Here is a 14,390-nt window from a genome sequence, read left to right as displayed (position 1 = left end):
TATTATGTAGTCTATTTGTTACAGCACCTGTGCTGTTTGTGAAGATAGTAAACTGTACCAACCTGCAACAGTTGGACGTTCTGCTAAATGTGCAAACGTGATTTCTTTCCCTTCACGACGCCACTTCTCTACTAAACTCATAATTCTGACCGAATCAAGCCCTCTATTTAATAAGTCCTCATCAATATCAATACTCTCTACTGGCTCACGAAGTAGTTGTGCAACTAGTTCATGCACTTCCTGTATAGTGATTCCTTCACTCTCATCATCTTTTACACTTTGTAAATCGTTTAACAGTAGGTTTGTTGATGTCGTTACTGCACATCTATTAGATGCATACTCCAATGCTTGTTTATGATGCTCTAGTGAAAAATCAGCAACTGCATCTGCTACAAAGAACGGCTCTATACCATCCATAAATGCTTCACAAGCTGTTAAAAGACAGCCAATATGCGCATAAATACCGCAAATAATGAGTTGATCTTTTCCTTGTTCATTTAAAATTTCTAATAGATTTGTCTTTTTAAATGCACTATATCTCCATTTTGTGAGGAATATATCATCCTCATCAGGAGTAAGTTCATCAACAATTTTCTTTTTATCTGGTCCAGCAGGTATACCGTCACCCCAAAAGTCTTGTAATAAACCTCGTTGTTCTAACGTTTGCCCACCAGGTTGTGCTGTATAAACAACTGGTATACCAAGTTCCTTACATTTTTCTCTTATCATTTTTATATTTGAAATAAGTTCTACTTTTGGTGATTCTTTATCGCTATATGCATCAAGAAAATATTCTTGCATGTCATGAATTAAAAGTACTGCACGTTTCGGATCTGGTGTCCAATTCACTTTATTTTTTGGTAGTTCTGATTCAATTGGCATTTTATATACTGAAATAGATGGGATAGCCATCTAATCACTTCCTTCCGGTTTTTATTATTGTTTTACTGTAATAAGCTTTTCAGCAATGACTTTACGTAGTTCTTTTTTGCTGACTTTTCCGACTCCTGTTTGCGGGAATGCTTCAATAAATTCAATTCGATCTGGAATTTTATAAGCCGCTATACCACGTTCTCTTAAAAACATTTTTAATTCACTTACTGCTGGAACTTGTCCGCGAGCTATAACAAAAGCACAGGTGCGTTCACCTAAATAATCGTCAGGCATAGATACAATTGCTACGTCATGGACCGCATCGTGTGCTAATAGATGATTTTCAACTTCTTCCGCAGCAACTTTCTCACCACCGCGGTTAATTTGATCTTTATCTCTTCCTTCTACAATGATGTATCCTTGTTCATTTACTTTTACAAGATCACCTGTGCGATAAAATCCATCCTTTGTAAATGATCGTGCATTATGCTCTTCGGCTTTATAGTAACCACGAATTGTATATGGACCTCTTGTTAATAAACTACCTACTTCGCCAGGTTGTACATCGTTGTCATTTTCATCAACAACTCGTACTTCATCGAGTGCAGACATTGGTCTACCTTGTGTATAAATAATAAATTCTTCCGGATCATCTAATCTTGTATAGTTCACTAATCCTTCCGCCATACCGAACACTTGCTGTAACGTACATCCAAATGTAGGACGTATACGTTTTGCAACCTCAGCGCTAAACTTAGCACCACCTACTTGAATAATCTCTAGGCTTGATAAATCGGCATTACGAGAAGATGCAGCATCAAGCCAAATCATTGCTAATGGCGGAACGAGCGCTGTAATTGTAACTTTTTCTTTTTCGATAAGAGCAAAGGCCTCATCTGGACTACCACCAGTTGCCAATACCACTTTTCCACCCGCATAGAAAGTTCCAAATGTCCCTGGAGAACTCATTGGGTAATTGTGTGCTACTGGAAGAACTGCCATATAGACGCTTTCTGCATTCAAATTACAAATTTCAGCGCTAACACGTAAACTATAAATATAGTCATCATGTGTTCTAGGAATTAATTTAGAAAGACCTGTTGTGCCTCCTGATAATTGGAGAAATGCAACATCACTTGGCTGAACTTCTGGTAATGAGACGGGATCCATATACAGATCATTTATGTTCACAAACTCTTCTTCTTCTCCCACTACAATTACATGTTGTAACGTTGGCACTTTCTCTTTCACTTCTCTTGCTAATTTTCGATAATCAAAACCGAGAGCCTTATCTGAAATAACGTAAGCGCTCGCCTCGCCAAACTCACAAAAATAACTAATTTCACTGCTTCGATGTGAAGGTAGTGCAAAGACAGGAAGCGCTCCAATTCGAAATAGTGCAAAACATATTTCGAAAAACTCGATAATGTTAGGTAACTGGATTACAACTCTGTCCTCTTTCTTTATTCCTAAATTCAGTAAACCTGCTGCTAAACGATCTACCTTTTTATTAAGTTCACTATATGTTATATGCTTCTTACCACTTACAACCGCGATTCGATCTCCATATTTCTCAGCCCGCTCTCTTAACACTCCTCCAAATGTTTCACCAAGCCAACATCCTGCTTCTCGGTAACGATCGGCAAATTCTTTTGGCCATTCTGTATAACCTACTAGCATTCTTTCTTCCCCCTATTTTTCATTAAGTGAACTATCTCTTAACCCTAAAGCTTTTAGCATTGTTTGGAACTTAGCTGATGTTTCTGCTAACTCATCTTCTGGTTTTGACTCAGCAACAACTCCAGCTCCTGCATATAAACGAAGTGTATTTTCTTGTACTTCAGCACAACGAATTGTAACAATCCATTCTCCATCTCCATTTAAATCGCTCCATCCTAGCATTCCTGTAAAGAACTCGCGGTCAAATGGCTCAATATGCTGTATAGCTTCTCTTGCTTTTTCCATCGGAGTTCCGCAAACTGCTGGCGTAGGATGAAGGGCAATTGCTAATTGTAAAGAAGAAGTATTTGGATCCTTAAGTTCACCTTTCACTTCTGTAGACAAATGCCACATCGCTTCACTATGAATAACTGATGGCTTTTCTGGAACATGTAATGTATGACAATACGGACGAAGTGCAGCGACAACCGCTTCAACTACTACCGCATGTTCATGTAAATCTTTTGGCGAAGAAAGTAATTCCTCTGCTCTTCTTTTATCTTCTACTGGGTCCTCACTACGTGGCCTTGAACCAGCTAACGGGTTAGAAATAACTTGCATACCATTACGTGAAACAAGTAATTCAGGGCTTGCTCCAATTAGCGTCTTACTGTTCTCTTTTTCATCTTTCGGTAAATTTACAGCAAATGTATAACCATGCTTATTATGCTCTGCTAATTCTCGCAGAAGTTTTTGCTTATCAATCTTTTCGGAAGATTTAACATCTAACGATCTGGATAGAACGATTTTCTTTAAATCACCGTCCTGTATTTTTTCAATTCCTTGCTTCACACCATTCATATAAACTTCAGGGTCTGGCACTGGTGTCATTTCAAATGTTACATTCTCATTTGTTTCAAGCTGATTTGTTGTATCCAATTGTAAACGCTCAGAAATTCTGCTATATTCTGGTACGATGAGTTGGACTTCTTTTCTACGATCAAATGGCAAAGCACCCACAACGATAGGATTTGGATTTCCAGCTTGTTTCGCATTACTTAATGTCGCTTGCACAAGCTCTGGGAAACTTTCAATTTCACGATGCTTTACTGTAGTAAACTCTCCTTCTGCTAATATCGTTCGAGTTGGTGAAGCGAAAAAGAATGAAGATTCAGTCTTATAATCTTCTAAAAGTTTTTCTGACAATTCCTTTACAGCTATATGTTCATTCATAATATAATAACCTCCTGAATTTTTATTAAACTCCTAACGTAGCACCGCCATCAACACATAAATTGTGCATTGTAATATGACTTGCTCTATCTGAGGCTAAAAATAACACTGCTTCAGCAACTTCTGAAGGTTGTGCAATTTTTTGTAATGGAATTCCGAGTCTATATGTATTTTGAGAACCAGCAATTATATTTTTAGCTCCATTCTCATCAGCCCATAGTAATCTTTGCATCTCAGTTTCAGTAGAACCTGGAGAAACTAAGTTGCAGCGTATATTGTATGCCGCAAGCTCTAGTCCTAAACATTTCATAAACATCGTCGTTGCGGCCTTTGACGCAGCATACGCAGCCATCTCCATTCTTGGCGTATTTGCCGCATTTGAACCGACTGTAACAATTGCCCCCGATTTTCTTAACATCATATTTTTACTTACCGCTCGGGACATATTGAAAACCCCTGTAGTATTTACAGAGAATGTTTTATTCCAATCTTCATCACTTAACGAATGAATTGGTCCCATACGTAAAACCCCTGCAACATTTATTAAAATATCTATTGGCGCTATTTCATTTGCAATATGATTTACCATGTCTTCAACAGCGGCGCTATCACTCACATCTAAACGAAACGTTTTCATACGTGTATTGTTTAATTCATTTTGATTTAAGAGTACATTTAACCCCTCTTCATTTTGATCAACCGCAATAACTGTGGCTCCTCTTTCTAAAAACATTTTGGCAACGACACTGCCTATGCCTTGTGCTGCACCTGTTACTAAAACTGTTTTCCCATCAAATTCCCCTAAGTTCATTTTCTCTATCCTTTCACATAAACATTAATTTCATTAAGTAACACCGATGATATTGATTTTCATTATCAGTTGTGTTGTAAAAAATAATACACTTACTAAACTAATTGGTCAAGTGCGCATTACTTTAAAATCCATTTTATTGATAATGTTTTTCATTTACCATCTTACACTGAAATGATAATGTTTCTCAATAAACTTGTCAATCTTTTTTTATTTTTCAGATAAACCATTTTAATGCTTCTTAATAAAATCATATGTAAACGCATTAAAAGTACTTATATTATAAATAAAATTCAAAGTCCTCTTTTTAAAATTGAAGAAACTAAACTAGAGATACGTTCATTTACAATGCTTTATGAAAAACTCAAGTATATATTTTCTCAATATTTTTCTGAAAATATATCTTACAAATACTAATGAATGTCTTTTTTGTCATTTAAGATTTAATATATATTTCGAATACGATGTATCAATTTATTGTATTTCAATATAATCCAAATAGGCATTTCACTCACTTTTACATCTATGAAAATCATAAAAGTAATTTAACCTTGTTAAAATAACTCATAAAAAAAGCATCCTAATTAATAGAATAGGATGCTTTTTCGTAATCATATTGTTATAGAAGATTTATATACTTATGCTACGCTGCGATACTCTTCTTCTTTTTCTTTTTTCTGCTTAGGTGCTTGAATTAAAATTGCGATAATGAATGACACGACACATAATACACCTATTACCATGAACGTTGGTTTGAATCCACCTAGAAGTGCACCGATAAAGGAACCTGCAAGCGCCCCAAATCCAAATCCTTGATACACAATTCCGTAGTTCTTACTATGGTTTTTCATACCGAAGAAATCACCAACAATAGCTGGGAAAATAGTGATATTTCCACCAAAGCAAAACGCTACACTTGCTACACATACGAAGTAAATACCATAATTTAAATCTACAAAACTTAGAACTAAGACTGAACTCGCCATAACAACAAAAGTACCAGTAACGATTTTTAAACGCCCAATTTTATCCGATAACGGTCCTAAAATGATACGACCTAATGTATTGAAGATTGCAACCATAGCCACCGCATTAGCTGCTGTTGCTGCGCTAAGTCCTACAAGTTGAACACCAATGTCTTTTACCATACCAATTAAGTATAAGCCACTCATACATGATGTAAATAACATGATAAATAATAAGTATACTTGTTTTGTGCCTAACATTTCTTTCGTTGTGTATTCCTCAGTTTTTGTTTCATGAACTGCTCCTTGATCTGCAGCTTGATGGATTAAACAAGCACCAATTACAACCATAGCTGTAACAATTAAACCCCAGTATATAAATGCTTGGGATACACCAACTGATTCAATCAACTGTGCGTTAACGTATTTAAAGATTAAGCTACCTGAACCATATGCAGAGACAGAAATACCAGCAATTAAACCTTTACGCTCTGGAAACCACTTTATTAAATTTGATAGTGAAGTGATATATGCTGTACCATCTGCATAACCTACAACAACTCCCGCTAGTACATAAAGTAATATTAGTGAGGATGCTTGTGAACTAAGTATTAATCCTAGTCCTAATGCTAATCCAGCTATCATAATAAGTTTACGAAGTCCCCATTTTTCTTGCAATTTACTCGCAAATAAAGTTGAAAATGCTAAAGAAAGACTAGTAATTGAGAAAGTTATCGCAACAGCGTTAAGACTCCAACCATATTTACTAACTAAAGGCTGATTGAATAAACTCCATGTATATATCGTCCCAAGCCCCATTTGTACTATAACTGTGCCAAGGACAACAAGCCATGGATTAACAGTTGATTTTTTCATACCTTTCCGCCTCCTCTTTCTATTTCAATGCTATTCGCTAAATTTACTTTTTTTATGTTCATTTTGGTCACCTCTTTTGATTTGACACCTTCATTGTATAAGATGTTTTTGTTTATGTAAGCACTTACAAGATAGAGCGTCAAAAACATGGAATCAGTTACAAAAAACGAAGGATGAAATACAAAAAACTACTGATTAGATACAATAGAAAAATTTTTTATACTTCAATCCACCTTATTTTTTATAAAATCACAAATTTTTTTCCAATAAATAAAACTAAATATTCACTAATATATCTATCCGTGGTTTAATATATATAATAAAAAAATATTTCTGTCTTTAATGAGGAGGTACTATGAAAGCAAACGTAGGGGATACTATACTTTTTCAACGAAATAATTTAAAGATTACAGGATCTGTATTAAAACTTTATACTGAATCGGTCTTAGTTGAAATTACAAATGTAAGCGGTGGTACTTTTGAATTTGATCGAACAATTGTAAATCATAAAAACTATAAAGTTTTAAATACAAATACATAAAACAACACAAAATAGCCCCTGCTCAACAGCAGGGGCTATTTTATATAAAAATATTTCACTAGTTTATATACCCTAAAACATTAACAATCTTACTCGCTTTTAAATTGTTAATATGATAATAAATTTCTAAACCTCTTCTCTCTGCTCGTAACACTTTACCCTTCATTTTTGATAAATGTTGTGAAACAGTAGATTGCGGAATATTCAGTAACTCTGTTAATTGTGTTACATTACAAGTTTTTCTCGTACTTAATTCATTTACAATTTGCAGTCGGATTGGATGCGCCATAATTTTTAAAATATCTACATCTTCTTCTGAAACTAAAGTTTTTCTCATTTCACTCGTATATGTTGTCATAAGACATTCCCCTTTTATATGAATTCCATATTCATAAGATCTATTTCCAAATTTTTTAAAACCCTTGATTAAAACTTTCATATAGAAATAAAAGGATTTTAAATTTTTGAAAACAGAACTTACATTCACTTTATTTATTTATTTGGTACATATACATAATACAATGTTAATATGTGCTCTATGTGAAGTTCACATAAATTTATGATGAAGATTTACTTAGCCACTCGCATCCTACTCATCTAATTACCCACTGCATAAAATCATCAGTTATTTTAACACATTTTAGGCGTTTGTATATACTATTTATAAAACAACTTTTATAAAGGGGGGATTCATATGCCTACAGCGTTACAAGAAGAAGTCGAAGAAGCACGGGAAACATATGTCAGTCGTATCATCTTAGTTGGAGGATCCGCTTTATTTTTAGTAGGCGGGGTTATCTCAGCAATTTCAGCCTTTAAAACTTATAATCGTTTGGAGAATACGCCGCCTTCTACAGATAATTCATAGATATTTTATAAAATAAAACGTCGCCTCCAATATGAAGAGACGACGTTTTATTATTCATACATATGACACTAAAAGTATCGGTAGATTCCCTACTCCATTTTCTAAGCTTACTTCACCACAAACCTAGTCTGACTACACCCATCCTTCTGCTTCGTTACTTCTAATACAGCTGGCATTGCGTTTTTCAGCTCTTGAACGTGTGAGATGACACCGATAAATCGGCCTGATTTTTGTAAGTCAATTAAGGCATCTACCGCTTTCGTTAACGATTCTTCATCTAATGAACCGAACCCTTCATCGATGAACATCGTTTCGATGGAAATACCGCCTTCATATGCTTGAATGACATCTGCCATTCCTAGCGCTAGGCAAAGTGATGCGTTAAATTTCTCTCCACCGGATAGTGTTTTTACATCGCGTGTTTGGCCAGTGTATGCATCGTACACATCTAAACCTAATCCACTTTGACGGTTTCTTTTTTCAACTCGCTCACTTCGTTTTAAATAAAATTGTCCATTTGATAATTTACGTAGTCGTTCGTTTGCGATTTGAACAATTTGTTCTAAATACTCAATTAAGATGTAACGTTCAAATGATATACGACTTTCGTTATCACCTTTCATTACTTCATATAAATCAACAAGTTCTTGGAAGGCTTTTTCTTCCTCGTGAATTTGTTCGTCAATACGTCTAATGTTTTCATGTAAATCAGAAATATATGTTACCGCATTTTGCGCACGTTGACGTTTTTCTTTAATGATATCGAGATTAATTTCTAGTTCTTTTATGTGTTCACCTAAAGATGTAATATCCATATACTCTTTATCTTTTAATTCTGAGTTTAACTCTTCAATTTGTTTTGCAAGCACTTCAAGCGATGAATAATAACCTTGAATTTCTTTTTGTAACATCTCCACCTCGGGATCGCTTAATTTGGCTTTTTTATACGTGAATTCATCTGTAAACCCGCTTTGTTCTAGCTCTTTCATAAAGCGTGCGAAAGTCTCTTCTTTCTTTAATTTTGCACTTTCAAATTGATTAGAAGCACCTTTTTGTTCTGCTTGAATACGTATATTTTCATTTTGCCAATGCTGATACGCTTCCTGCACTTTCTTCCATTCGTCCTCCATTAACCTAAGTTCCTGCATAGCTTGGTCAAACTGTGCTTTCCAAGCTTGTACTGTTTGTAAGTTTTCTGGAATATTTCGTTTATCATGTTCATATGACGTACGAAGTTGCATACACTCCATTTCTGTACGGTGCTGCATTGTTTCCAATTCTCGTTTTTGTTTCTGAAGTTCTTCTATTTTTTCTTCTACGCTTTTCATGTTCGCAGCAATCTGCTTACGTGTTTCTTCACTTGCTTTTAACGTATTAACATCTGCAGCTAATTGTTTTCCTTTTTGAACAAGTGCACTATATGTTTCAGCTAATTTTTCCGAATTGTAGCCGCGCTTCACAACTTCTTCTATCACTTGTTCATATTGTAGTCGATAGAAATTCCATTTCTCCTCTACTTGCACATGGAATTTTTCAGCAATGTTCTTCTTATCTCTTAAATCGTTTAACTCTTTTTCATCGATCGCATTACTTTGCTCTGTAGCTTTTTGTGGATGACTCGTACTACCACATACCGGACAAGATTCACCGTCATGTAAATGAAGAGCTAATATACCAGCTTGTTCACTTAACCAGCGGCGCTCCATGTTTTCATATGCACGAACTGCCACTTGCATTTTATTATTTGCCGCTTCTTTTTCTTGCTCGAATTTTTGTTTTTCTTGCCAAACATCATATGCTTGTTTTAAAACTTTTGCATCTTCTCGCATATTCGTTAGTTCTTCCACTTTAGCTACATATTGCTCAAGTGCTTGTTCTAATTGCTGCAATTCATCAGACATTCTCTGTTTTTGGTTTGTATGCTCTTCTAGTTGTTGATCTAACTTTTGCATACTTTCTTTTAATTTCCCTATTTGAATTTCGGCATTTTGTAAATTCAGCTTTCTCTCAGCTAATGATTCAATAATCGCTTGTAACTCTTCTAATCTTTGAACAAGTTTTTTAGCCTCTTCTCGTTCAGCTTCTTTATTCTTTACTACTTCATACTTCTCCTGAGCAAGTTCAAAGCTATTCATTATCTGTTCTTGTTTGACGATTATCTGTTTTAACAAACTTTCAGCTTTCTGCTCATTTTCCATCGCTTCTTCATACCATTGTTCAAATGGTAATAAGTGCTTTGCTTGTTCCGCACGTTTAAAGAATTTTTCTTTCCTTTCAATTGCTGCACGGTTCTCTTGTAAAGTGTTATATTTCTCATTCTTTTGTTGTAAATCTATAAATTTCTCATTTACAGATTTTGCTGCATGAAAACGTATTTCTGCATCCTTTAATTGCTTCGTTTGAACATCTTGTTCTACTTGTAATTGCTCAACCTCTGCCTTATACACGGTTGTTTCTTGTTCTAACGCTTCTACTACTTGATGCGTATTTACATGTTCTTGTGCCACTAATGTCTCTAATAATGCTCCATCACGGATTGGTAATTTAAAAACATTACGGAAATAGAGCTCTCTCTCTTTTTGTTTTTCTTGTAAGACGTCTTTCCATTGTTTTCTCTTTTGATCAAGTAACTCACGCATTAATTTATAACGATCCGTTTTAAAAATACGACGTAAAATCTCTTCTTTGTTTTCCGTCTCAGATGTTAATAGTTTTCGGAATTCCCCTTGGGGTAACATAACAATTTGGCTAAATTGATGTTTACTTAACCCAATTAAATCTTCCACTTTTTTGTTTACGTCTGTTACATGAAAACGATCGACGGCTGGAACGTTTTCTCCATCAATAACTTCATATAATTCTACTGCATGTCCTGTAATAGTCTTATTCCCTTGTTTTTTATGTCCAAGTTGTCGTTTTATTTCATAGCGTTTCCCTTTTAACTGAAAGGTTAATTCAACACTTGTATAAACATTATCATCAGCAAATTGACTTCGAAGCATGCTCGTATCACTACGTTCTTCGCCACTAGCCTCACCATATAACACATAACAAATCGCATCAAAAATCGTTGTTTTTCCAGCTCCTGTATTCCCAGAAATAGCGAAAATACGATGTTCTCCAAGATCTTCAAAATCGATTATTTCTTTCTGTTTATATGGCCCGAATGCTGTCATAATAAGCTGAATCGGTCTCATCCTCGTTCACCTTCCCGTTCTTGCACTGTTTGTAATACATCTATAAATAGGCGTTCTTTCTCTTCTGATAAATCTAACCCCTTCATTTCTTTATAGAAAGCCTTTAAAAGAGATAAATCATCCGTTTTATGTCTTGAAACAGTTACTTCATTTGTATCTGTGAGTTCTCGCCTTTGCATCGCTCTTTCAACGTGCATTGCATTTGGATATACAGATCGTATTTTCTCCATTGGCTGTAAGACAGGGTTTTCGTCTAATAATTTTACAAATACGTAATCTTCACTTACTGGGTGCTGTAATAATTCATCTATTTTCGCTTCTACTGTTCGCATTTTACGACGTGGTGAAAGTAACCTTTTTTCAATTGCTACTTCACCAGTTTCATTCAGTTGTACAATGTAATAGCCTTTTTTATGTTTCTCTTCAGAAATTGAATAGGCAAGTGGTGAACCTGAATATCGAATCGTCTCATTACGTACGAAATGCGCTTGATGTAAATGTCCAAGCGCTGTGTAATGAAACTTATCAAAATAATGACTATTTACATATTCAGCACCACCAATTGAAAGTGGTCGTTCTGCATCACTTGTATTCTCCTCCGCTTCTCCTGAAGAAGTTACAAATGCATGTCCAACAAATACATGTCTAGCTTCTTTATCCATCGTTTCAGAGAGCTCATTCATAAAAATGCGCATCGCATCATCATGAGAACGTATGTCTTCATTTTTCAACACGTGCCTCACTATGCTTGGGTCTGCATACGGTATTAGATGGAAGTGAACCTCTCCATATTCATCATTTAGTACAACAGGTTCATACGGGAATTGAAATTGACCTGCAATATGTAATCCTTGTTTTTTCATTAAACTACTTCCAAAATGGATACGATCCGGACTATCATGATTACCAGCTACCGCAATAACTGGTGTTTGCAAATCAATAACTATTTTTTGCAGCACATCATTTAATAAGTCTACTGCTTCTGTAGGTGGAATTGCTCGGTCATATAAATCCCCTGCAATAATTACAGCATCTGGTTTTTCTTCTTCAACAGCCTGTACAAACTGATCTAATACAATCTTTTGGTCTTCAGTCATATACACGCCATGAACAAGCTTACCTAAATGCCAATCCGCTGTATGAAATAACTTCATATTTTTCTACTCCTTTTAATTTACTGATTTTAGTGAAACGAGTTGATAGTTTATTGTAGTTTTTCCGTTCTCCCACTCTAGCTTCAATATCGTTGCACTTCCAATTCTTTCTTCATTTGATTTATATAAAGGCAATATTTCTTGAACTGTAAATAAGTGATAACCATCCAATATTAATTGAAATATATTTTCTTCAATATGTAATCTTACTTCTTTTTCATTTGAAATAATTTTTGTGTGCATCTCAAATTTCATGATAGATACAACCCCTTTTTATAATCTCTACATTTTAATAGTATAGTGGCTATGCAAGATTGACAAGTACATACACAGCAAAGTACACACTTTTCTATTGTTATATGTTTTATGTATTTTATATAAAATAAGGTATGTGAAATTTTATATTTTCCCCAAAATAAAAATGTCTATTATGACATCTTTATTTTTGTATAAAGTCTTTCATTACATAATATAAAACGGTAATTAAGACGATTGCGACGAAAAATGAGAACACTGCGACAATGTAGCCATCTTTATTTAATAAAATACAGAATGAAATAGATATTATAAAAATCGGAAATACGAGACGTACTTTATCCTTCACTTCTTCTGTCGTATCTGTATGATGAAAATACTGCGTTATTCCTATCATTAAAAAAGACAAAATAATAACCGACAATAGTAAAGGTCCTGGCATTCCGATTTCTCCTTTCTCTATTTCTAATTCAGTGTAAAATTTTTTATTACAATTGTACGATTTATTTTTTCTTCAAACACACTTTTAGAATTGATAATGAACATTTCACACCTATATAATAGCGCTTTTATCATTATAACTTCAAATAATTACACTTACAGTAATGTTGTAATATTCCCCCTCAGTCTCTGAAATCCTGCAAAGATAACTCGTCAAAATATGCAGTGACCAAATTAATATTTACCGTCAACTTTTGACAAAATTTATAAAGGACATTTCAGTACATATCAAGAATTAAGAATAAGAAGATATGTAAGGGAGGATGCATTATGACTGAACAAGTTTTATTTTCTGTTAGTGAAAACGGCGTTGCGACAATTACTTTAAACCGTCCAAAAGCACTTAATTCTTTATCTTATGACATGTTACAACCTATCGGACAAAAACTTAAAGAGTGGGAACACGATGAGCGTATTGCACTTATCGTGTTAAAAGGAGCTGGCACAAAAGGTTTTTGTGCAGGCGGCGACATTAAAACTCTTTATGAAGCGCGTTCCAATGAAGTGGCATTGCAACATGCAGAACGTTTTTTTGAAGAAGAGTATGAAATTGATACATATATTTATCAATATACAAAACCGATTATTGCTTGTTTAGATGGAATTGTAATGGGCGGTGGTGTCGGTCTTACAAATGGTGCGAAGTATCGCATTGTAACTGAGCGTACGAAATGGGCAATGCCAGAGATGAATATTGGCTTCTTCCCAGACGTCGGAGCTGCATATTTCTTAAATAAAGCGCCTGGATATACAGGACGATTCGTTGCTTTAACAGCATCTATTTTAAAAGCTTCTGACGTATTATTTATTAATGCTGCTGATTACTTTATGACATCTGATTCATTACCAGAGTTTCTTACTGAACTTGAAAGTGTAAATTGGCATAAAGAAGATGATGTACATACTAATTTAAAAGAAGTTATTCGTACATTTGCAACTGCTCCAAACTTAGAAAGCGAGCTCGCTCCTTCATTAGAAGTAATCAATTCACATTTTGCTTTCGATACAATTGAAGAAATCATCCATTCATTGGAGAAAGATGAAAGTTCCTTTGCTCTAAAAACGAAAGAAACACTGTTATCAAAATCCCCTATTTCACTAAAAGTAACATTAAAACAGTTTATTGATGGAAAAGATAAATCCGTTGAAGAATGTTTCGCTACGGACCTTATACTTGCTAAAAATTTCATGAGACATGAAGATTTCTTCGAAGGAGTACGCTCCGTTGTCGTTGATAAAGATCAAAATCCGAATTATAAATATAAACAGTTAAGTGACATTTCAGAAGAAGATGTGAATCGTTTCTTTAACTTACTTAATGCATAAAATGAAATTGTCATGAGGGGGTGTTTCGTTCATCCCCTACCTAACTTCTTTGCTTCAGCTAAATCTTGTGCGGTGAAAATCTTACTACCCGCAAATAGCGGGATAAAATCGAAGCTATATAGTAGTGTAAT

At 34.7% G+C, this 14,390-nt stretch carries 13 protein-coding genes; 3 read left to right on the top strand and 10 right to left on the bottom strand.

The features are described from left to right. Positions 1 to 18: 18 nt before the first annotated feature. From HFD78_RS15080 to HFD78_RS15060, 5 genes are all read right to left on the bottom strand, one after another. Positions 19 to 912, bottom strand: a complete 894-nt coding sequence (locus tag HFD78_RS15080; RefSeq protein WP_001007253.1) for an isochorismatase family protein — start codon at positions 910 to 912, stop codon at positions 19 to 21. Between the two features lie 24 nt (positions 913 to 936). Then, positions 937 to 2,553 carry a (2,3-dihydroxybenzoyl)adenylate synthase gene (locus HFD78_RS15075; RefSeq protein WP_000960118.1) on the bottom strand — a complete coding sequence of 539 codons (1,617 nt, stop codon included), beginning with the start codon at positions 2,551 to 2,553 and terminating at the stop codon, positions 937 to 939. Between the two features lie 12 nt (positions 2,554 to 2,565). Continuing rightward, entirely contained in the window at positions 2,566 to 3,765 is a 1,200-nt protein-coding gene (gene dhbC, locus HFD78_RS15070; RefSeq protein WP_001002076.1) for an isochorismate synthase DhbC, read from the bottom strand. Between the two features lie 25 nt (positions 3,766 to 3,790). Beyond that, positions 3,791 to 4,576, bottom strand: a complete 786-nt coding sequence (gene dhbA, locus HFD78_RS15065; RefSeq protein WP_001048430.1) for a 2,3-dihydro-2,3-dihydroxybenzoate dehydrogenase — start codon at positions 4,574 to 4,576, stop codon at positions 3,791 to 3,793. A gap of 638 nt (positions 4,577 to 5,214) precedes the next feature. Then, on the bottom strand, positions 5,215 to 6,417 hold the full coding sequence (locus HFD78_RS15060; protein ID WP_191968086.1) for an L-lactate MFS transporter: 1,203 nt from the start codon (positions 6,415 to 6,417) through the stop codon (positions 5,215 to 5,217). Positions 6,418 to 6,772: 355 nt separating this feature from the next. On the opposite strand from HFD78_RS15060, the gene HFD78_RS15055 reads away from it, so the two are divergent. After that, positions 6,773 to 6,958: a YkvS family protein gene (locus tag HFD78_RS15055; protein ID WP_000646793.1), complete on the top strand. Its 186-nt coding sequence runs from the start codon at positions 6,773 to 6,775 to the stop codon at positions 6,956 to 6,958. Between the two features lie 58 nt (positions 6,959 to 7,016). Here HFD78_RS15055 and HFD78_RS15050 read toward each other — a convergent pair whose 3' ends face one another. Next, entirely contained in the window at positions 7,017 to 7,316 is a 300-nt protein-coding gene (locus HFD78_RS15050; RefSeq protein WP_000214801.1) for an ArsR/SmtB family transcription factor, read from the bottom strand. Between the two features lie 336 nt (positions 7,317 to 7,652). Here HFD78_RS15050 and HFD78_RS15045 point away from each other — a divergent pair, with 336 nt between their 5' ends. Further along, positions 7,653 to 7,826: a hypothetical protein gene (locus tag HFD78_RS15045; protein ID WP_001141667.1), complete on the top strand. Its 174-nt coding sequence runs from the start codon at positions 7,653 to 7,655 to the stop codon at positions 7,824 to 7,826. 107 nt (positions 7,827 to 7,933) lie between these two features. Here HFD78_RS15045 and HFD78_RS15040 read toward each other — a convergent pair whose 3' ends face one another. The 4 genes from HFD78_RS15040 to HFD78_RS15025 form a co-directional block, all read right to left on the bottom strand. Continuing rightward, complete coding sequence (locus HFD78_RS15040; RefSeq protein ID WP_001247413.1) at positions 7,934 to 11,023, bottom strand: AAA family ATPase; 3,090 nt, start codon at positions 11,021 to 11,023, stop codon at positions 7,934 to 7,936. Beyond that, positions 11,020 to 12,177, bottom strand: coding sequence for an exonuclease SbcCD subunit D (locus HFD78_RS15035; RefSeq protein ID WP_000765146.1), 1,158 nt, complete (start codon positions 12,175 to 12,177; stop codon positions 11,020 to 11,022). The genes HFD78_RS15040 and HFD78_RS15035 overlap by 4 nt, the downstream gene beginning before the upstream one ends. 15 nt (positions 12,178 to 12,192) lie before the next feature. Continuing rightward, a complete protein-coding gene (locus tag HFD78_RS15030) occupies positions 12,193 to 12,432 on the bottom strand; it encodes a DUF2584 family protein (protein WP_000667346.1) in 240 nt (79 codons plus the stop codon). A gap of 184 nt (positions 12,433 to 12,616) precedes the next feature. Continuing rightward, positions 12,617 to 12,874: a hypothetical protein gene (locus tag HFD78_RS15025; RefSeq protein WP_001119404.1), complete on the bottom strand. Its 258-nt coding sequence runs from the start codon at positions 12,872 to 12,874 to the stop codon at positions 12,617 to 12,619. Positions 12,875 to 13,203: 329 nt separating this feature from the next. Here HFD78_RS15025 and HFD78_RS15020 point away from each other — a divergent pair, with 329 nt between their 5' ends. Continuing rightward, positions 13,204 to 14,259 (top strand): enoyl-CoA hydratase/isomerase family protein, encoded by a 1,056-nt coding sequence (locus HFD78_RS15020; protein ID WP_191968085.1) that lies wholly within the window; start codon positions 13,204 to 13,206, stop codon positions 14,257 to 14,259. Positions 14,260 to 14,390: the final 131 nt, after the last annotated feature.

This window comes from Bacillus sp. EKM501B (assembly GCF_011800505.1).
Taxonomy (GTDB): domain Bacteria; phylum Bacillota; class Bacilli; order Bacillales; family Bacillaceae_G; genus Bacillus_A; species Bacillus_A cereus.
The sequence above is the reverse complement of the archived record's forward strand: the minus strand, read 5'-3'. Positions and strand labels throughout refer to the sequence as shown.

What these genes read in the sequence shown, in the direction of transcription:
- HFD78_RS15080 (WP_001007253.1), bottom strand. Translation starts at nt 912, where the DNA reads ATGGCTATCCCATCTATTTCAGTATATAAAATGCCAATTGAATCAGAA.
- dhbC (WP_001002076.1), bottom strand. Translation starts at nt 3,765, where the DNA reads ATGAATGAACATATAGCTGTAAAGGAATTGTCAGAAAAACTTTTAGAA.
- HFD78_RS15020 (WP_191968085.1), top strand. Translation starts at nt 13,204, where the DNA reads ATGACTGAACAAGTTTTATTTTCTGTTAGTGAAAACGGCGTTGCGACA.
- HFD78_RS15055 (WP_000646793.1), top strand. Translation starts at nt 6,773, where the DNA reads ATGAAAGCAAACGTAGGGGATACTATACTTTTTCAACGAAATAATTTA.
- HFD78_RS15030 (WP_000667346.1), bottom strand. Translation starts at nt 12,432, where the DNA reads ATGAAATTTGAGATGCACACAAAAATTATTTCAAATGAAAAAGAAGTA.
- dhbA (WP_001048430.1), bottom strand. Translation starts at nt 4,576, where the DNA reads ATGAACTTAGGGGAATTTGATGGGAAAACAGTTTTAGTAACAGGTGCA.
- HFD78_RS15025 (WP_001119404.1), bottom strand. Translation starts at nt 12,874, where the DNA reads ATGCCAGGACCTTTACTATTGTCGGTTATTATTTTGTCTTTTTTAATG.
- HFD78_RS15040 (WP_001247413.1), bottom strand. Translation starts at nt 11,023, where the DNA reads ATGAGACCGATTCAGCTTATTATGACAGCATTCGGGCCATATAAACAG.
- HFD78_RS15060 (WP_191968086.1), bottom strand. Translation starts at nt 6,417, where the DNA reads ATGAAAAAATCAACTGTTAATCCATGGCTTGTTGTCCTTGGCACAGTT.
- HFD78_RS15075 (WP_000960118.1), bottom strand. Translation starts at nt 2,553, where the DNA reads ATGCTAGTAGGTTATACAGAATGGCCAAAAGAATTTGCCGATCGTTAC.
- HFD78_RS15050 (WP_000214801.1), bottom strand. Translation starts at nt 7,316, where the DNA reads ATGACAACATATACGAGTGAAATGAGAAAAACTTTAGTTTCAGAAGAA.
- HFD78_RS15045 (WP_001141667.1), top strand. Translation starts at nt 7,653, where the DNA reads ATGCCTACAGCGTTACAAGAAGAAGTCGAAGAAGCACGGGAAACATAT.
- HFD78_RS15035 (WP_000765146.1), bottom strand. Translation starts at nt 12,177, where the DNA reads ATGAAGTTATTTCATACAGCGGATTGGCATTTAGGTAAGCTTGTTCAT.